Annotated in this window: 18 protein-coding genes and 1 riboswitch; of the genes, 12 read left to right on the forward strand and 6 right to left on the reverse strand. The window is 66.5% G+C overall.

Annotation, left to right across the window (positions count from 1 at the left end; all coding sequences use genetic code 11):
- The first annotated feature begins 1 nt into the window (after position 1).
- From gatA to NG696_RS06875, 3 genes are all read left to right on the forward strand, one after another.
- On the forward strand, positions 2–1,561 hold the full coding sequence (gatA, locus tag NG696_RS06865) for an Asp-tRNA(Asn)/Glu-tRNA(Gln) amidotransferase subunit GatA (RefSeq protein ID WP_252574906.1): 1,560 nt from the start codon (positions 2–4) through the stop codon (positions 1,559–1,561).
- On the forward strand, positions 1,561–3,069 hold the full coding sequence (gene gatB / locus NG696_RS06870) for an Asp-tRNA(Asn)/Glu-tRNA(Gln) amidotransferase subunit GatB (RefSeq protein WP_252574908.1): 1,509 nt from the start codon (positions 1,561–1,563) through the stop codon (positions 3,067–3,069). Before gatA ends, gatB begins: the two co-directional genes overlap by 1 nt.
- 216 nt (positions 3,070–3,285) lie before the next feature.
- Positions 3,286–3,900 carry a hypothetical protein gene (locus tag NG696_RS06875; protein ID WP_252564958.1) on the forward strand — a complete coding sequence of 205 codons (615 nt, stop codon included), beginning with the start codon at positions 3,286–3,288 and terminating at the stop codon, positions 3,898–3,900.
- A gap of 57 nt (positions 3,901–3,957) precedes the next feature.
- Here the strand turns inward: NG696_RS06875 and NG696_RS06880 are convergent, their stop codons facing one another.
- The gene (locus NG696_RS06880; RefSeq protein ID WP_252564956.1) at positions 3,958–4,869 is read right to left on the reverse strand and encodes a LysR family transcriptional regulator; all 912 of its coding nucleotides are present in this window, start codon (positions 4,867–4,869) and stop codon (positions 3,958–3,960) included.
- Positions 4,870–5,004: 135 nt separating this feature from the next.
- Here NG696_RS06880 and tdh point away from each other — a divergent pair, with 135 nt between their 5' ends.
- The 5 genes from tdh (at position 5,005) to NG696_RS06905 (ending at position 10,580) form a co-directional block, all read left to right on the forward strand.
- Complete coding sequence (tdh, locus tag NG696_RS06885; protein WP_252564954.1) at positions 5,005–6,051, forward strand: L-threonine 3-dehydrogenase; 1,047 nt, start codon at positions 5,005–5,007, stop codon at positions 6,049–6,051.
- Positions 6,052–6,059: 8 nt separating this feature from the next.
- Positions 6,060–7,256, forward strand: a complete 1,197-nt coding sequence (locus tag NG696_RS06890) for a glycine C-acetyltransferase (RefSeq protein ID WP_252564952.1) — start codon at positions 6,060–6,062, stop codon at positions 7,254–7,256.
- A gap of 93 nt (positions 7,257–7,349) precedes the next feature.
- The gene (locus NG696_RS06895; RefSeq protein WP_252564951.1) at positions 7,350–8,471 is read left to right on the forward strand and encodes an NAD(P)/FAD-dependent oxidoreductase; all 1,122 of its coding nucleotides are present in this window, start codon (positions 7,350–7,352) and stop codon (positions 8,469–8,471) included.
- Positions 8,472–8,483: 12 nt separating this feature from the next.
- On the forward strand, positions 8,484–9,695 hold the full coding sequence (gene hutI, locus NG696_RS06900) for an imidazolonepropionase (protein WP_252564949.1): 1,212 nt from the start codon (positions 8,484–8,486) through the stop codon (positions 9,693–9,695).
- A 96-nt stretch (positions 9,696–9,791) separates the two neighbouring features.
- Positions 9,792–10,580: a DeoR/GlpR family DNA-binding transcription regulator gene (locus NG696_RS06905; protein ID WP_058929556.1), complete on the forward strand. Its 789-nt coding sequence runs from the start codon at positions 9,792–9,794 to the stop codon at positions 10,578–10,580.
- Between the two features lie 17 nt (positions 10,581–10,597).
- On the opposite strand, the gene NG696_RS06910 is transcribed toward NG696_RS06905, so the two are convergent.
- Positions 10,598–11,254: a histidine phosphatase family protein gene (locus tag NG696_RS06910; RefSeq protein WP_252564947.1), complete on the reverse strand. Its 657-nt coding sequence runs from the start codon at positions 11,252–11,254 to the stop codon at positions 10,598–10,600.
- Positions 11,255–11,424: 170 nt separating this feature from the next.
- Here NG696_RS06910 and NG696_RS06915 point away from each other — a divergent pair, with 170 nt between their 5' ends.
- Positions 11,425–12,204, forward strand: a complete 780-nt coding sequence (locus tag NG696_RS06915) for a CPBP family intramembrane glutamic endopeptidase (RefSeq protein ID WP_252564945.1) — start codon at positions 11,425–11,427, stop codon at positions 12,202–12,204.
- 125 nt (positions 12,205–12,329) lie between these two features.
- On the opposite strand, the gene NG696_RS06920 is transcribed toward NG696_RS06915, so the two are convergent.
- Positions 12,330–12,968 carry a VOC family protein gene (locus NG696_RS06920; protein ID WP_185263043.1) on the reverse strand — a complete coding sequence of 213 codons (639 nt, stop codon included), beginning with the start codon at positions 12,966–12,968 and terminating at the stop codon, positions 12,330–12,332.
- Positions 12,969–13,171: 203 nt separating this feature from the next.
- Between NG696_RS06920 and NG696_RS06925 the strand changes: the two genes are divergently transcribed.
- Positions 13,172–14,524 carry a bifunctional o-acetylhomoserine/o-acetylserine sulfhydrylase gene (locus NG696_RS06925; protein WP_252564943.1) on the forward strand — a complete coding sequence of 451 codons (1,353 nt, stop codon included), beginning with the start codon at positions 13,172–13,174 and terminating at the stop codon, positions 14,522–14,524.
- A 68-nt stretch (positions 14,525–14,592) separates the two neighbouring features.
- A riboswitch (SAM riboswitch) is annotated at positions 14,593–14,707 on the forward strand.
- Between the two features lie 12 nt (positions 14,708–14,719).
- The gene (gene metX / locus NG696_RS06930) at positions 14,720–15,835 is read left to right on the forward strand and encodes a homoserine O-acetyltransferase MetX (protein ID WP_252564941.1); all 1,116 of its coding nucleotides are present in this window, start codon (positions 14,720–14,722) and stop codon (positions 15,833–15,835) included.
- An 84-nt stretch (positions 15,836–15,919) separates the two neighbouring features.
- Here metX and NG696_RS06935 read toward each other — a convergent pair whose 3' ends face one another.
- From NG696_RS06935 to NG696_RS06945, 3 genes are read right to left on the reverse strand one after another with little or no spacing between them, the layout of a single operon-like run.
- The gene (locus NG696_RS06935; RefSeq protein ID WP_252564940.1) at positions 15,920–16,450 is read right to left on the reverse strand and encodes a hypothetical protein; all 531 of its coding nucleotides are present in this window, start codon (positions 16,448–16,450) and stop codon (positions 15,920–15,922) included.
- A gap of 32 nt (positions 16,451–16,482) precedes the next feature.
- Positions 16,483–16,863, reverse strand: coding sequence for a DNA glycosylase AlkZ-like family protein (locus NG696_RS06940; protein WP_252564938.1), 381 nt, complete (start codon positions 16,861–16,863; stop codon positions 16,483–16,485).
- Positions 16,856–17,299: a DNA glycosylase AlkZ-like family protein gene (locus NG696_RS06945; protein ID WP_252564936.1), complete on the reverse strand. Its 444-nt coding sequence runs from the start codon at positions 17,297–17,299 to the stop codon at positions 16,856–16,858. The genes NG696_RS06940 and NG696_RS06945 overlap by 8 nt, the downstream gene beginning before the upstream one ends.
- Before the next feature lie 51 nt (positions 17,300–17,350).
- Here NG696_RS06945 and NG696_RS06950 point away from each other — a divergent pair.
- On the forward strand, positions 17,351–17,700 hold a 350-nt coding region (locus tag NG696_RS06950; protein WP_252574909.1), incomplete at its 3' end, for a hypothetical protein.

Consider the following 17,700-nt stretch of genomic DNA (forward strand, 5'->3'; position numbering starts at 1 on the left):
CATGACTGACACCAACGAACTCATCCGCCTGTCCGCCGCGCAGCTGGCCGGCATGCTGGCCGCGGGCGAGGTCACCTCCGTCGAGGTCACGCAGGCTTACCTGGACCGGATCGCAGCTGTCGACGGCGGCGAACGCGGCGTGAACGCGTTCCTGCACGTCAACACCGAGGAAGCGCTCGCCGTCGCCGCCGAGGTGGACGCCATCCGCGCCGCCGGTGGTGCCGCGGCCGAGGAACTCCACGTACTCGCCGGCGTGCCGATCGCGGTCAAGGACCTCATCGTCACCATCGGCCAGCCCACCACGGCAGGCTCCAAGATCCTCGAGGGCTGGCACAGCCCCTATGACGCCACAGTGGTCAAGCGCCTCCGTGCCGCCAAAATGCCCATCCTGGGCAAGACCAACCTGGACGAATTCGCCATGGGGTCCTCCACCGAGCACTCCGCCTACGGCCCCACCCGCAACCCGTGGGACCTGGACCGGATCCCCGGCGGTTCCGGCGGCGGTTCGGCCGCGGCCGTTGCTGCTTTTGAGGCCCCGCTGGCCCTCGGCACGGACACCGGCGGGTCCATCCGCCAGCCGGGCGCCGTCACCGGCACCGTGGGAGTCAAACCCACGTACGGCGGTGTTTCCCGTTACGGTGCCATCGCCATGGCTTCGTCGCTGGACCAGATCGGCCCGGTTTCCCGCACCGTCCTGGACTCGGCGCTGCTGCACCAGGTCATCGGCGGGCATGATCCCTTTGACTCCACGTCCCTGCCCGACCCCCTGGAAGACCTCGTCGCCGCTGCCCGCGTGGGCAACGTCGAAGGCATGCGGATCGGCATCATCAAGGAACTCCACGGCGAGGGCTACCAGGCCGGCGTCGAGAACCGTTTCAACGAATCCCTGGAGCTGCTCAAGCAGGCCGGTGCGGAAATCGTTGAGGTGTCCTGCCCCAACTTCCAGTACGCCCTCGGGGCCTACTACCTGATCATGCCGTCCGAGGCCTCCTCCAACCTGGCGAAGTTCGACGGCGTCCGGTACGGCCTGCGTGTCCTCCCCGAGGACGGACCCATGACCATCGAACGCGTTATGGGAGCCACGCGCGCCGCCGGCTTCGGCGACGAAGTCAAGCGCCGCATCATCCTGGGCACCTATGCCCTGAGCGCCGGCTACTACGACGCGTACTACGGGTCGGCCCAGAAGGTCCGCACCCTGGTGCAGCGCGACTTCGAGGCCGCGTTCGCACAGGCCGACGTCCTGATCTCTCCCACGGCGCCCACCACGGCGTTCAAGCTCGGGGAGAAACTGAATGACCCGCTGGCGATGTACCTCAACGACGTCGCCACCATCCCCGCCAACCTGGCAGGTGTGCCCGGGCTGACCCTGCCCGGCGGCCTGGCGGACGAGGACGGCCTTCCCGTCGGCATCCAGCTGCTGGCTCCGGCCCGCAAGGATGCCCGGCTCTACCGGGTGGGTGCTGTCCTGGAATCCCTCCTGGAGGCACAGTGGGGCGGCCCGCTCCTGGACCAGGCGCCGCCGTTGGTTGAGACCCTTGTTGACGCCAAGGAGGCAAAATAATGAGCACGGACGCAACCCTGAGCTTCGAAGAGGCCATGGAGAAGTACGATCCCGTCCTGGGTTTCGAGGTCCACGTGGAACTCAACACCAAGTCCAAGATGTTCTCCTCCGCGCCCAACGTCTTCGGCGATGAGCCGAACACCAACGTCAACGAGGTGGACCTGGGCATGCCCGGCGTGCTGCCGGTAGTGAACAGGGTCGCGATCGAGTCCTCGATCAAGATCGGCCTTGCCCTGAACTGCAAGATCGCTGAATCCTGCACGTTCGCCCGGAAGCAGTACTTCTATCCGGACACTCCCAAGAACTTCCAGACGTCACAGTACGAGGACCCTATCGCGTACGACGGTTACCTGGACATCGAACTGTCGGACGGGACCATCTTCCGCGTGGAGATCGAGCGCGCCCACATGGAAGAGGACGCAGGAAAGCTGACGCACATGGGCGGGGCCGCCGGCCGCATCCAGGGTGCCGACTTCTCGCTGGTGGACTACAACCGCTCCGGCGTACCGCTGGTGGAGATTGTCACCAAGCCCATCGAGGGTGCCGGTTCCCGCGCCCCGGAGCTGGCCAAGGCCTACGTGGCCGCCGTCCGGGAGATCGTCAAGAACCTTGGTGTGTCAGACGCGAAGATGGAACGCGGCAACGTGCGCTGCGACGCGAACGTTTCGCTGCGCCCGCACGGCCGCGAACGCTTCGGCATCCGCTCCGAAACGAAGAACGTCAACTCGCTGCGCGCCGTCGAACACGCCGTCCGCTACGAGATCCAGCGGCACGCAGCCGTCCTGGATGCCGGCAACCCGATCATCCAGGAAACCCGCCACTGGCACGAGGACACGCGCACCACCACCTCGGGCCGGCCCAAGTCGGACGCCGATGACTACCGCTACTTCCCGGAGCCCGACCTGGTTCCGATCGTTGCGTCCCGCGAATGGGTGGAGGAGCTCCGCGCCACACTGCCCGAGCCGCCGGCGGCCCGCCGCAAGCGCCTGCAAGCAGACTGGGGCTACTCGGACCTGGAATTCCGCGACGTTGTCAACGCCGGCGTTATGGATGAGATCGAGGAAACCATCGCCGCAGGAGCTTCTGCCTCTGTCGCCCGTAAGTGGTGGATGGGCGAGATCGTTGGCCGTGCGAAGAACGCCGACGTCGATCCCGGCCAGCTGGGCGTCCAGCCCGCCACCATCGTGGAGCTGAACCGGATGGTCGAGGACGGCAAGATCAACAACAAGATGGCCACCGAAGTCCTGGACGGCGTGCTCGCCGGTGAAGGCACCCCGGCGGAGATCGTGGAGAAGCGCGGCCTCGCCGTTGTTTCCGACGACGGCCCCCTGCTGGAAGCCATCGACGCCGCGCTCGCCGCGCAGCCCGACGTCGCGGACAAGATCCGCGCCGGCAAACTCCAGGCGATCGGCGCGATCGTCGGCGGCGTTATGAAGGCCACCCGCGGGCAGGCCGACGCCGGCCGCGTCAAGGAGCTGATCCTCGCCAAGCTTGGAGTTGAGGGCTGAGCCGTAGGCCAAGCCAGGCGCTAAGCCACGTGTTTTAACCCAACTGGGTCGCAGTTAATGTTGTTATGAGCGCTCATGACGACGTCTACTGCGACCCAGTTCGGCTTTAAGTACTCACTTCCCGCCCGCAAAGTACGCGTGTTCAGCGGGGCCTGCCGGTTCTAGACTAAAGTTCCAGGGCGCCGGAGCCCTGCCGGTGCCGTGGGAGGAATGGCCATGTCGGTCCAAGAACCGTTGAGTTTCCGCAAGGCTTTGCTGGCCGGCGTCATTGCTCTGGCCCTGACCGGCACGGGTGTGGCCATCGCCTGGTCCGCCACAGACGCGCCGTCGCCGTCGCCGTCGGCCTCTGCGCCGGGGAAATCGGACAAGGCTAAGGGCCAGGAGAAGCCGGCCAAGGCCCAGCGCCCGCAGCACCTGCACAGTGAAAGTGTGGTGAAGAAGGCCGACGGGACATTCGAAACCTTGCTGACCCAGCAGGGCACCGTGGAGGCCGTCAGCGAAACGTCGCTCACCGTCAAGAGCGAGGACGGTTTCACCCAGACCTACGGCGTCAACGCGGAGACCAGGATCATCAAGTTCCCTGCCCCGGCCGCGGACGGTTCGCCGGCAACGGGCGACGACGGCAAACGGCTGAAGCGGTCAGAGGTCACCATCGCGGAAATCGCCACGGGTGAGGCCGTCAGGGTCTCCGGCGTGAAGAACGGTGACAATGCCACCGCCCGGCAGATCGTCGAAGGCACGGGTCCGGGCCACGGAAAAGGCCTGGGCAAGGGGCGCGGTCACGGGTTGGGCAAGGGCCTCGGCCACGCCAAGCGGCTTGCCCCCAAGTAAGTAGCGCCAACTGTCGTTATGAGCCCTGAAAACGACAGTTAGTGCTACTCAGTTGGGTTAGCCCTGTTCCACCAGCCCGGTCATGATCGCCTGCAGCGCCTCGCACACAATCATCACAGAGCGGCGCTTCAGGTTCTCCGGCCGGGCCAGGATGTCGATCCGCCGCCGGGTGCTGATGCCCTCCAGCGGCCGCAGCACAATGCCCGGGTTGAGCACGGGCCGCGCCGTATGCCGCGGCAGCAGGCCCACCACACCGCCCGCCGCCACCAGCGCGGCCACGGTGGAGTAGTCGTTGATCCGGTGGACGATGTTCAGTTCCTTGCTGGAGACGGCCGCAACGGCGGACAAGACGTCGGCGGGGGAGTATCCGGTGTGGCTGGTCACCCACGGTTCGCCCACGACGTCGGCCGCGGTGACGGTGTCCTGGTCCGCCAGGGGATGTCCGGCCGGCAAGGCAACATCCAGCGGTTCGTGCGCCAGCGGAATGACCGCCACACGCTCCTCCGGCCAGCGCGGGCTGTGGTCCATCCGGTGCGCCAGCACCAGGTCGTACCGCGCCGTCAGGGCCGGGAAGTCTTGCTGCGCCACGTCCTCGTCGGAAAGCTGGATCCGCGGCTGGTCGGGCGCGTCCAGCATCCGCGCGAGCGGCGCGAACAGCGCCTGGCCCGCGCTGTGGAAACCGCTGATGGTCACGGGGCCAACGGGCGAGCCGTGATAGGCGCCGATCGCCGTCCGGGCATCCGCCATGGCACTGACGACGGCGGCACCTGCGTCGGCGAGCACCTGGCCGGCCTCGGTCAGCACCAGGTTGCGGCCCTCTTTCCTGGTCAGCGGAACGTCAACGTTGCGCTGCAGCAGCGCCAGCTGCTGGGACACTGCGGACGGCGTGACCATCAGCGTCTCCGCCACCGCCTTCACGCTGCCCAGGGCCCCCAGTTCGCGGAGGATTTCCAGCTGATGAATTTCCATCCATCCAGTCTATGCATAAGCGAATGCTTCATCGTCGATTGAGAGAATTCTGCTTGTGCTAATGCTTCGAAGTGGCTCTAATGAAGGGAGACCACACCCGCAGGCCGCGGGTTACTGCCAACAGTCAGGAAGCCAATGAAGGCACTCTACAAGTCCGGTGCACACGCCGGGTTCGAGCTGGTTGACCGGCCCGAGCCCGAGGCCGGCCCCAACGACGTCAAGATCCGGGTCATGACCACCGGGATCTGCGGCACCGACCTGCACATCCAGTCCTGGGATGCGTGGGCGCAGGGCATGATCCAGGCGCCGCTCATCGCCGGCCATGAGTTCTACGGTGAAGTAGTGGAAATCGGCCACGGCGTCCGCGACGTCAAAGTGGGGGACCGGGTATCCGGCGAGGGCCACGTGGTCTGCGGGATCTGCCGGAACTGCCGCGCGGGCCGCCGCCAGATGTGCATCCACACCGTCAGCGTCGGCGTCCAGCGGGACGGCGCCTTCGCCGAGTACGTGGTCATCCCTGAGACCAACGTCTGGGTCCACCACGACCCCTCCATCACCCCGGAACTCGGCGCGATTTTCGATCCGTTCGGCAACGCCGTGCACACCGCCCTCAGCTTCCCGCTGGTGGGCGAGGACGTGCTGATCACCGGGGCAGGCCCCATCGGGCTGATGGCCATCGCGGTGGCCCGCCACGCCGGTGCGCGCAAGATCGCCATCACCGATGTCTCCAAGCCCCGGCTCGACCTGGCACGCCAGCTGGGCGTCGACTTGGCCATCGACGTCTCCACCACGCGGGTCAAGGACGCCCAGCGTGAACTCGGCATGCGGGAGGGCTTCGACATCGGGATGGAAATGTCCGGCCACCCCACCGCCCTGCCTGAGATGATCAACAACATGAACCACGGCGGCCGCATTGCCATGCTCGGCCTGCCCAGCCAGGACATCACCATCGACTGGGGCAAAGTGGTCACGCACATGCTGACCCTGAAGGGCATCTACGGCCGGGAAATGTATGAGACCTGGTACGCCATGAGCGCCATGCTCTCCTCCAACCCCGTGCTGCACGCCGGCATCTCAGCGGTGGTGACGGACAAGCTGCCCGCCGCAGAATGGGAAAAGGGCTTCGCTACCGCCCGCGCCGGCGTCGGCGGAAAAGTTGTCCTCGACTGGACCGAACTCTAAGGAGCACCATGTACACCTCCATCAAGGACCAGCTGCAGACTGAGCTGGACGACATCCGCACTGCCGGGCTCTTCAAAACCGAACGCAGCATCAACTCCCCGCAGTCCAGCCACATCACGGCAGGGCAGATCGGCCAGCCCGGCGCCACCGTCCTGAACTTCTGCGCCAACAACTACCTGGGCCTCGCGGACCACCCGGACATCATCGCCGCGGCCAAAGAGGCCATGGACTCACGAGGCTTCGGCATGGCCAGCGTCCGCTTCATCTGCGGCACCCAGGATCTTCACCTGGAACTCGAAGCCAGGGTCTCCAGGTTCCTCGGGACCGAGGACACCATCCTGTTCTCCAGCTGCTTCGATGCCAACGGCGGTGTCTTCGAATCCCTCTTCGGCCCCGAGGACGCCATCATCTCCGATGCCCTCAACCATGCCTCCATCATCGACGGCATCCGGCTCTGCAAGGCCCAGCGGTTCCGCTACGCCAACCAGGACATGGCGGACCTCGAGGCCAAGCTAATTGAGGCGAAGGATGCGCGGCGCAAGATCATCGTCACCGACGGCGTGTTCTCCATGGACGGCTACCTGGCACCGCTGGAGGCCATCTGCGACCTCGCCGAGAAGCACGACGCCCTGGTGATGGTGGACGATTCCCACGCCGTCGGCTTTATGGGTGCCACCGGTGCCGGAACCCCCGAGCACGCAGGCGTGTCCCAGCGCGTGGACATCTACACCGGAACGTTTGGCAAGGCCCTGGGCGGCGCGTCCGGCGGCTATGTGTCCGGCCGCAGTGAAGTGGTGGCCATGCTCCGCCAGAAAGCGCGCCCGTACCTGTTCTCCAATTCCCTGGCACCTGCGATCGTCGCCGCCACCATCAAGGCGCTTGACCTGGTGGAGAATTCCGGTGACCTGCGGACCCGGCTCTTCGAGAACGCCCGGCTGTTCCGCCGCCGGATGACCGAAGAAGGTTTTGAACTCCTCGACGGCGAACACGCGATTGTCCCCGTGATGTTCGGGGACGCCGTAATGGCCGCCAAGGTGGCGGACCAGATGCTCCAGCACGGCGTCTTTGTCACCGCCTTCAGCTTCCCAGTGGTCCCGCGCGGCGCCGCCCGGATCCGCGTGCAGCTTTCAGCATCGCACTCAGCGGACGACGTCGAAGCGTGCGTGCGTGCGTTCGTCGCCAGCCGTGCGGCGGTAGCAGGCTAACCCAGCCGGGTTAACCCAGCCCGGCGAGCCCGCGTGCTGACGCGGCGGGCCAGACCCGGCGCGGACGCAGGGCAACTCTGCGAGGATGGAGCCATGGCAGCACACTACGACGTCCTGATTGTGGGTGGCGGCATCGCCGGCCTGTCCCTGGCGTCCGCGCTCGCGGGCAGCTGCAGCGTGGCGCTGGTCGAGGCGGAGCAGGAGCTGGGGTACCACACGTCCTCCCGTTCCGCCCGCCAGCTCATTCCCAGTTACGGCCCGGACGTGGTCCGGGAGCTCACGGTCCGGACCCTGGAACTGATCGCGGCCCGGGACGCGCAACTGCCCGAACCCGTCCTGACGCCGCGGAGCTTTATGCTCATCGGCACCGAGGAATCGGTCCGCGCCGAGGGCAGCGGCCACATGAATGCCATCACGCATGAACGGGCACTGGAACTGTGCCCTGCGCTGGTCCCCGGAGCTTTCTCCGCCGCAGGCCTGGACACCGGATCCTTCGGCTGCGACGCCCCGCTGCTGCTGGCCGACCACCGGGAGCGGGCGGAAGCCGCCGGCACCGACATCATCACCGGCGCCCGGGTGCACTCCGCCCAGCGGCTGGGCTCCGGGTGGGAAATCGGTGCCGGGCAGGAAGCCTTCCAGACCGGGGTTATGGTCAACGCCGCCGGCGCCTGGGCCGACGAACTCGCCGTTATCAGCGGTGTGGAGAAGCTTGGACTGCAGCCCTACCGGCGCACGGCGGCGATTGTCGACGTCGAACATCCACTTCCTGAGGGCAGTCCCATGGTGGCGGCAGCGGACAATACGTTCTACTTCCGCCGCGAGGGATCTGCCGTCCTGATCTCGCCGTCGGAAACGGTCCCCAGCGGACCGGAGGACGCCCGGCCGCGGCCCGGCGACGTCGAGCGGCTGATCGTGAGGCTCAACCAGCTGACCACGTTGGGAATCCGCGGAGTACGGAGCGCGTGGACGGGGCTCCGGACCGAGGCAGCCGACGGCGTCCCGGTAGCCGGTTTCGACGCCGAAGCCCCAGGGTTCTACTGGCTTGCCGGTCAGGGCGGTTACGGTTTCCAGACCTCATCGGCCATGGCGGAGCTCGCCGCCGCGCAGATCCTGGCCGGACAGGGCACCGGGCACAGGGCGGCCGCTAAGGCCCACGATCCGGCATCCCGGACAGCGGAGGCGCTGGCCGCCACGCGCTGGTCCATCCGGCGCTGAACAATGGAACCCATGAGCACCGTGATCACCAACATCGCCGAGCTGATGACCCAGGACCTGGAACACCGCGTCGTTAAGAATGCCGCAGTGGTGATCGAGGGCGAACGGATAGCCTGGCTCGGTTCCGCCGCGGATGCGCCGGCGGCCGATGACGCCGTGGACGCCGGCGGCCGGGCCGTATTGCCGGGCTGGGTGGATTCGCACACACACCTGGTCTTCGCCGGCGACCGCACAGCGGAGTTCGAGGCGCGGATGGCAGGGGAGTCGTATTCGGCCGGGGGCATCGCCGTCACCATGGACGCCACCCGGCGCGCGTCCGATTTCGACCTCACCCGGCTGGCGATGGCGCGTGTGTCGGAGGCCGTGTCGCAGGGCACCACCTACCTGGAAACCAAGACGGGCTACGGGCTGGATATTGAGCACGAGGCCCGGAGTGCCCGGATCGCCTCCACTGTCGTAGACGAAGTCACCTACCTGGGTGCCCACCTTGTCCCCGCGGGCACCGATGCGGAGGCCTACACCGATCTCGTCTGCGGGCCCATGCTTGACGCCGTCCGGCCGTACGTCCGGTGGGCGGACGTGTTCTGCGAGGAAGGCGCCTTCACGGCAGAGCAGTCCCGCCGTGTGCTGGAGGCGTGCCGGGCCGCCGGACTGGGGATCCGCGTCCATGGCAACCAGCTCGGCGAGGGTCCCGGCGTGCAGCTGGCGGTGGAACTCGGCGCAGCCAGCGTGGACCACGTGAACTACCTGTCGGCCGGTGACGTGGTGGCGCTGGCCGAAAGCTGGTCCGGCTGGAACCCGGGAACCGGTACTGGTGCCCGCGGCACCGTGGCAACCTGCCTCCCCGCGTGCGATCTCTCCACCCGGCAGCAGCTGGCCCCGGGGCGTGAACTGTTGGACGCAGGCGTGCAGGTGGCGCTGGCGTCCAATTGCAATCCGGGTACCTCATACACCAGTTCCATGGCGTTCAACGTGGCTACGGCTGTGCTGCAGATGCGCCTGAGCGTCCATGAAGCGGTGCGCGCCGCAACGTATGGGGGAGCGCTGGCGCTGCACCGGGAGGCAGGGCACGACGCCGACGGCGAACGGGCGGTGGGTTCCCTCGCCGTCGGACACCGGGCAGACCTGCACATGCTCAACGCCCCCTCGGCAACGCATCTCGCTTACCGCCCGGGCATGCCGCTCACGTACGCTGTGTGGCGAGCCGGTGTACGGGCACGCTAATCAGGGGCGCACTTTGTGATTGCGAGGTGATCATTTGTGCCTGTTATGATCAGATAACGTCATATTTTGGTGACTGTTTGACGCTGAGAGGCCCCCATGACCCGCACTGACCGCCTGACGGCCATCCTGGACATTCTCGCCAAGACCGGCCAGGTGGAGGTGGAGGAGATTGTCTCCCAGCTCGCGGTTTCGCCGGCCACGGCGCGGCGAGACCTGGACAGCCTGGCCAAGCGGCGGCTGCTGACCCGGACCCGGGGCGGGGCCACCACCGGCGCCCTGGCCTACGACCTCCCCGGGCGGTACAACCGTGACGACCACGCCGAAGCCAAGGAACAGATTGCCCAGGCGGCTTCGGCGCTGATTTTTCCCGGCGCGGTGATCGGGCTGTGCGGCGGCACCACCAGCACGGCCCTGGCGCAGATCCTGGCCACACGCGAGGACCTCAACGCTCCCGGCCACCAGTCCACCCTGACGGTGGTCACCAACGCCATCAACATCGCTGCGCAGTTGGCTGTCCGCCCCAACATCAAAGTCATGGTGACCGGCGGCATCCTGAACCCCCGCTCGTACGAACTCGTGGGACCGTACACCGACATCATCATGCAGAAAGTGGTCATGGACATCGCCTTCATCGGCGTGAACGGCATCGACCCCGAGGTCGGTCCCACCAACACGGGGGAGGGCGAAGCGTCCGTGAATGCCCTGCTGGCCAGCCGGGCCCGGATCTCGTATGTGCTGGCCGACTCCTCCAAGGTCGGTGTCAGAGCCTTCGCCACCATGGACGGCTACGCGTTCACCCGCCTGATCACTGACTCCGGGATATCCGCCGAGGACAAGGCCGCATTCGAAGCCAACGGGACCGAAGTGATCGTGGCCCCGCACTAAGGGACCGGCAACAATCCCTAAAAGATCACCGGCGGCGCGTCCAGGACGGTCTCGTCCACCCGGCGGTCCACCCATTGGCTGAACGGAATATCGAGTTCGTACTTGCCCAGGTCGGTGCGGTGAAGGGTCCGCACCGCGGCATTGTCCGGGTTGTTGAGTGATTCGAAATACTCCACCGACCAGTGGAACCAGCGCATACAGAACAGGCGCATGGTGAGCCCGTGGGTCACCAGCAAGGTGTTGGGGGCGTAGTCCGGCTTCGACCAGTGGCGGTACAGCGTCTCCATAAAGGATGAGATCCGGTCGTAAACGTCCGAGCCGGATTCGCCTTCCCGGAACCGGTAGAAGAAGTGGCCGTAGGCGTTGCGGAGTTCCTTCTGGTCCTCGATGTCGCCGGTGATCTGGAAATTGGCCCAGTCCTGCTCGCGTAGGCGCGGTTCTTCGATCACACGTTCCGTGAGATTGCCGAGGTTGAGTGCCTCCAGGGTCTGGTGCGCCCGAAGGTACGGGGATACGTAGACGCAGACCTGCCGGCCATCCAGCTCGCGGCGGATCCGTTCCCCGGCAACCGTGGCCTGCGCCAGGCCTTGGGGAGTCAGCGGAATCCGGTAGTCCGGGACCCTGTTGTAGATGGACGTATCGACATTGGCCGCGGACTGGCCGTGCCGGATCATGAAGATTTTCCCTGGCGCGCTCATAAGCCCCTAGCATAGGTGCCGCCGCATGGACGCTCTCTCACTTTTGGTAGGTTTTTGGCGGACGCTCTTTCACTTTTGGTGAGTCCCGGCGAGCTGGGACTCAGCCTAATCAGCGAAGAACCAGAAACTACAGGCAAGATGGAACCATGTTGGTTCCCTCCCGCCGTCGGCTGCGGATCGAAGTCTGGATTGTGCTGGGTCTTTCCCTGGGGCAGTCCGCCGTCTACTCGGTGGTGCAGCTGCTGGACAAGATGACGCGGGCCCCGCTGGCCGAAGGCACGTCCACGCTGAACCGGTCACAGAGCCCGCGCGAGTACTTCGACCTCACGTACCAGTTGCTGGACATCATTTTCGCCCTGGTGCCCGTGCTGCTGGTCATCTACTTCCTTACGGACCAGCGGCAGTCCGGCGCCGGCGTGGGCAGCCAGGGCAGTTCGGCGTTCCGGAAGCTGGGCTTCAACTTTGCCAGGCCGGGCCGCGACCTGCTGCAGGGACTCGGCCTTGCGGCGCTGATCGGGGTCCCGTCGCTGGGCCTCTACGCCGCGGGACGTGCCCTGGGGATCACCACGGCCATCATCCCCAGCGCACTCGACTCGTACTGGTGGACCGTTCCCGTCCTGATCCTGTCCGCGCTGCGGCACGCCGTGGTGGAGGAGGTTATCGTGGTGGGCTATCTCCTGGACCGCTTCGGCAAGTTCGGCTGGAGCATGCCGCTTGCCATCTTCGCCAGCTCGATGCTCCGCGGCAGCTACCACCTGTACCAGGGGTTTGGACCGTTCATCGGCAACGCGGTGATGGGTGTGGTGTTCGCCTGGCTTTACACCAGGACCAAGCGGGTGATGCCGCTGGTCATCGCGCATGCGCTGCTGGACATCGTGGCGTTCGTTGGCTTCAGCCTCTTTGGCCGGGCGGTGGGCCTGGGCTAGGACAGCCGCCGTGCCCGTGCGGCACGGGTGTACTTACCCAGGTCCGGCTTAAAGGGATTCGGCCGCCATCGGTGGGTGGCATCATTGGCACCCGCTGATGGCGGCCGAAGCTGTTGAACGTGCAATCAGATGGTGACTGCGCCCGTGGCGGTTTCGAAGGTCACCGACAGGATGCCCGGGGTTCCGTGCGGAGCCACCCAGTCAACGGCCACATCCTCCAGCGGCTTCTCGACGGGTTCACCCAGCCATTCCGTCACGCGGGCGGCGGAACCGGCGATGGTCAGGCAGCTCATCTTGACGTTGCTCTCATAGGCGTTGGACGGGTGCAGGGCGGGGTCGCCCTCCCACTTGAGCATGTACGGGACCTGTGGGTCCGCGATCAGGCCCAGGATGCCGATCTGCTTCCAGACCAGCTCGCGGCCGTCCGGGAACTTGCGGTTGCCGTTGACGGCAGCACGGCCCAGGCGGTCTTCGAACGGAGCGAGGTCGTCCACTTCGACGCACCAGCCCATCCAGCCGCCGCCGGCTTCGGACCGGGCCCGGACAGCCTGGCCGAAGGGAGCCTTGTCCGATGCCGGGTGGTTCAGGACCTCCACGACTTCCAGGTACTTGTGGCCGGCGAGGGGAATAATCATGTTCCGGGTTCCAAACCGGGGGTGCACGCCGCCCTTCACGGCTTCAACGCCGAGGGCGGACGAAATACGTTCGGTGGTGGCAACGAGGCCATCTTGTTCACAGGCGTAAGAGACGTGATCCATGCGCATGCCATCATCTTGGCACTTTGTGATCCGGCTCTCAGCTAAGGGTAGCCTTACCGGAATCTGTTGCGTCACGAGTGGACATTCCGCCGGAAAGCAGGAGAAGAGCGGCCGGCTGACCACGTTCGTCACAATCCTGTTCCCGTCAGGGAAAGTCTTCCTACACTGAACGCAACCGAGCAGTGCCACGCCACGTCAAGGAGCATTGAATGTCGAACGGATGGTCTTTCGAAACCCGCCAGATCCACGCTGGCCAGGAACCGGACAGCGCCACCGGCGCGCGGGCGCTCCCGATTTACCAGACGACGTCGTTCGTCTTCCCGAGTGCCGAAAGCGCCGCCAACCGGTTTGCCCTCGCGGAGCTCGCGCCGATCTACACCCGCATCGGCAACCCCACGCAGGATGCTGTGGAACAGCGGATTGCCAGCCTTGAGGGCGGGCTCGCTGGTCTGCTGCTGAGCTCGGGACAGGCCGCTGAAACCTTTGCCATCCTGAACATTGCCGAGGCCGGTGACCACGTCGTGGCCAGCCCCAGCCTGTACGGCGGGACCTATAATCTCCTGGCGCACACCCTCAGGAAGTTCGGCATCTCCGTCACGTTTGTGGCTGACCCGGACAACCTGGACCATTGGCGCGATGCCGTCCAGCCCAATACCAAGCTCTTCTTCGCCGAAGTGGTCTCCAACCCCCGCCAGGACGTGCTGGACATCGAGGGTGTGTCCCGGACCGCCCACGACGCCGGCGTGCCCCTCGTTGTGGACAACACGCTCTCCACGCCCTACCTCATCCGCCCGCTCGAATGGGGCGCGGACATTGTGGTCCACTCCGCCACCAAATACCTCGGCGGCCACGGCTCTGCCATTGCCGGTGTGATTGTGGACTCCGGCAACTTCGACTTCGGCGCGGACCCGGAACGGTTCCCGGGCTTCAACACCCCGGACCCCACCTACAACGGGCTGGTCTATGCCCGTGACCTCGGGGCAGCCGGAGCCCTTGGCGCCAACCTTTCCTACATCCTGAAAGCCCGCGTCCAGCTGCTGCGCGACCTCGGCTCGGCCGTGTCACCCTTCAACGCCTTCCTCATCGCCCAGGGGCTGGAAACGCTGAGCCTGCGGGTGCAGCGGCACGTTGCCAACGCCGTCGACGTCGCCCAGTGGCTTGAGGCAAGGGACGACGTCGAATCCGTCGCCTATGCGGGGCTGCCCTCCAGCCCCTGGTATGAGCGTGGCCGCAAATACGGCCCCAAGGGCACGGGTGCGGTGGTCGCGTTCAACCTGGCCGGCGGCGCAGAGGCCGGGAAACGCTTCGTGGATGCCCTGGAACTGCACTCCCATGTGGCCAACATCGGGGACGTCCGTTCACTGGTGATCCACCCGGCGTCAACCACGCACAGCCAGCTTTCGCCCGGGCAGCAGGCCATCGCCGGGGTCACTCCGGGACTCGTCCGCCTGTCCGTGGGCATCGAACACATTGATGACATCCTCGCCGACCTTGAGGCCGGCTTCCGGGCGGCCAAGGGCGCGGCGGACCCCAGCAAAGACGCGGCAGGCCAGCAGCAGTAGGGCTCCCGCAAAGTCACAACCAGTCACACGCTTAGCAATAGACCGGGGCTGTTCGTACACTCGAAGCAGGTCATGAGTGCCAGCGACAGCCCCGGCTTGCTGGCCGGCAACCCTCTTTTGCGGTGGGGTGCCCCGGGTGAGGACCTGGCCTGCCGGTCAATTGAGGGTGGGCAAGCGCATAGAAAAGGTCCTTCCATGACGATTACGATTTCCCGTACGGCAGCACCCGGAAACGGGGTGGTCCGTTACGCCAGCATCGGCGGACTTGAGCTCGAAGCGGGCGGTTACCTCCCGGAAGTCACCCTCGGCTATGAAACGTGGGGAACCCTCAACGCGGACGGCTCCAACGCCGTCCTGATTGAGCACGCCCTGACCGGAAGCACGCACGTGACCCGCGGCGACAGTGACGAGCCCGGCTGGTGGGAACAGCTGGCCGGGCCCGGTGCGCCGGTGGACACGGACCGGTTCTTTGTGGTCTCCATCAACATTGTGGGTGGCTGTTACGGCTCCACTGGGCCATCCTCGGTTGCCCCGGACGGCAAGCCTTGGGGGTCGCGATTCCCTTTGGTAACGCTGCGGGACACGACGGCGGCTGAGGCCAGGCTGGCTGACCAGCTGGGCATCCCGAGCTGGTACGCCGTGCTGGGCGGCTCCATGGGTGGCGCGCGGGCCCTGGAATGGGCGGTCACCTACCCGGAACGGGTCCAGCGGTGCGCCGTTATCTCGATCGGTGCCGCCAGCACGGCCGAACAGATCGCGTTCGCCCAGGCGCAGACGCTCGCCATCCGCCAGGACAGCAATTTTAACGACGGCGACTACTACGGCGGTCCGCTGCCGGAGGACGGACTGGCCCTGGCGCGGCGCATTGCGCACATCACCTACCGCTCCGCCGAGGAATTCCATGGCCGCTTCGGACGATCGGCCCAGCACCCGGAATCGCCGTTTCAGGCGGCAGCGCTGGGGGAGCGGGGCCGCTACCAGGTGGAAAGCTACCTGGACCACCAGGGCAAAAAGCTGGTGCGGCGCTTTGATGCCAACAGCTACATCGCCATCACCGACGCCCTGATGAGCCACGACGTCTGCCGTGGGCGGGGTTCACTGAACGAGGCCTTGGGCCGGGCCACCGCCAGGTTCTTCGTGGCTGCCGTGGACAGCGACCGGCTGTACTTCCCGTCCCAGTCCCGCGAGCTGGCTGACGCGCTCCCGGGCGACGTGGACGTGCACGTTATTGAGGCCCCGATCGGCCACGACGGCTTCCTGACCGAGATCGGCCAGCTCGGCGTCCAGCTCCGGAACACCTTCCTCGTCTAAGCGCAAGCACCGCCCTTATGCGCGAGAGGACACTTGAGGCCCTGGAATCAGGGCCACAAGTGTTCGTTCGCGCTGACTAAGGGATCAGCCGTTCATGATTTCGGAGCGGCGCTTCATGTAGTCCTCCATGGCCAGCTCGCCGTTGCTGTACTGCTGGTCGAGTTCGGCCAGCTTCCGGGCACGGTATCCCTGCGGGCCCGACGGCGGCAGGGGAATGCCGGGGGCGGCAGGCTGCTGCGGTGCTTCCGCGCGCTGCTCCGGCACCGGCTGGCCGTTGGGTTGCGGCTGACCGTACGGCGGGAACTGCTGATCCGCAGAAGGAATCGGCTGCATGGGCGGCAACGGCTGGCTCGGCGGCAGGGGCTGCGGGCTCATGATCTGCCGGAAGCCGCCACTCATGTAGTCCTGCTGCGTGTAGCCGTCACGGGGCTGTTTGTTCTGCGGCTCCGGGTACTGATCGCTGCCGGGGTACTGCCCGCCGCCTGGAAACTGCTCGGGGTAGCGCCCGGAAAAGCTCTGCTCCTGGTTCCGTTTGTTCACGGATTTCCGGTACATCCGCATCGCCATCGGTATTACGAACGACAGAATGATGATCCAGAAAAACAAGCTGTTCACGGTGTAGCGCCTCTCATATGTGTCCTTCCAGCTTAACCCCGGAGCCCACGTGCGCGGCCGGGATCCCCAGGAAGGCCCCGTACCGGTCCACGGCGTCCTGCACCGCCGCGTCCAGTACCGGGTCCGCGGCAGCGGACAAGCCGGATATCCAGCTCACAGCGGCCGGAGAACATGGTGTGCCGCCAGCAGCCGGCCATCCGCCCGTCCAGCAGCACCACATGTATCGGATCCCCGGCGACCGGGAACGCCGGAGCGCTGCCGCACAGATAGTGCCGCGTTGCGGAATAGCCCATCACGTATTCGTCGTAGCACTGGATCAGGTCGATCCGCGGTCCGGACGCCGGTGTGGCATTGCCGCCATCCGCCCCGCCCTCCGTGCCGGCGTCGAAGTAATGCTCGACGCCGTCAATCACCGCCGTTGCCAGCGTTTCGGGAGCAGCCGCCAGGGTCTGTTGAAGGCCGAGCCGCACGTCGGCCAAAAAGGGCGTAGGTCTGCTTCAGGGCCCCGCCCCGGCTGCGCACCGGAGACCCGCTGGTCAGGATTCCGCTGATCTCGGCGTGCATGATCATGTAGGCCATCCCGAAGCCGGTGGCCCCGAACCCTTCGTCCTGCAGCCGCGCGGCCAGCTGTTCGCGGGTCAGGTGTGACCCGCCCCGGACGGCTTCGGCCAGGACCTGTCCGCTCCGGTCAGCGGCGGCGGCATCAATCCCCGTCTGCCGGTACATGCCCGCGTTGCCCTGGTGAAGCCGCGGCGCGGACAAGGCCGTCAGCCAGCGAAGATCCTCGCGGTGCACAAAATGCCAGGTGGGCCGCAGGATATGGGTGCGCAGGATGCGCCCGTCGGACACCGCCTCCTCCACTTACGCGGCGGTGGCCACCGCAGCCTCGGCAGCAACCCGATGAGACTGGGCCCCGACGGCAGCTCCAAGACTGCCGGTCCTTTGCGCCAGGCTCCAGCGGGCGTAAGGAAACTCCTGCGCCTGGACCGCCAGCAAGTGCCGGACGGCGTCCTCCGGGGAGCCCAGGCCGGGCCCGCGCAGCCGTTGGGCGTGAAGCCGCCGCCGCACCACCTCATCCGGATCCATGCCTGTCCGGGGGAGCTGTCACTGGCTCACGCCGTGCCGCCGCTCACGCCGTGCCGCCGCTCACGCCGTGCCGCCGCTCACGCCGTGCCGCCGCTCCCGCCGTGCCGCCGCTCACGCCGTGCCGCCGCTCACGCCGTGCCGCCGCTCACGCCGTGCCGCCGCTC

Origin of the sequence: Pseudarthrobacter cellobiosi (assembly GCF_023913755.1) — a bacterium.
Lineage (GTDB): Bacteria > Actinomycetota > Actinomycetes > Actinomycetales > Micrococcaceae > Arthrobacter > Arthrobacter cellobiosi.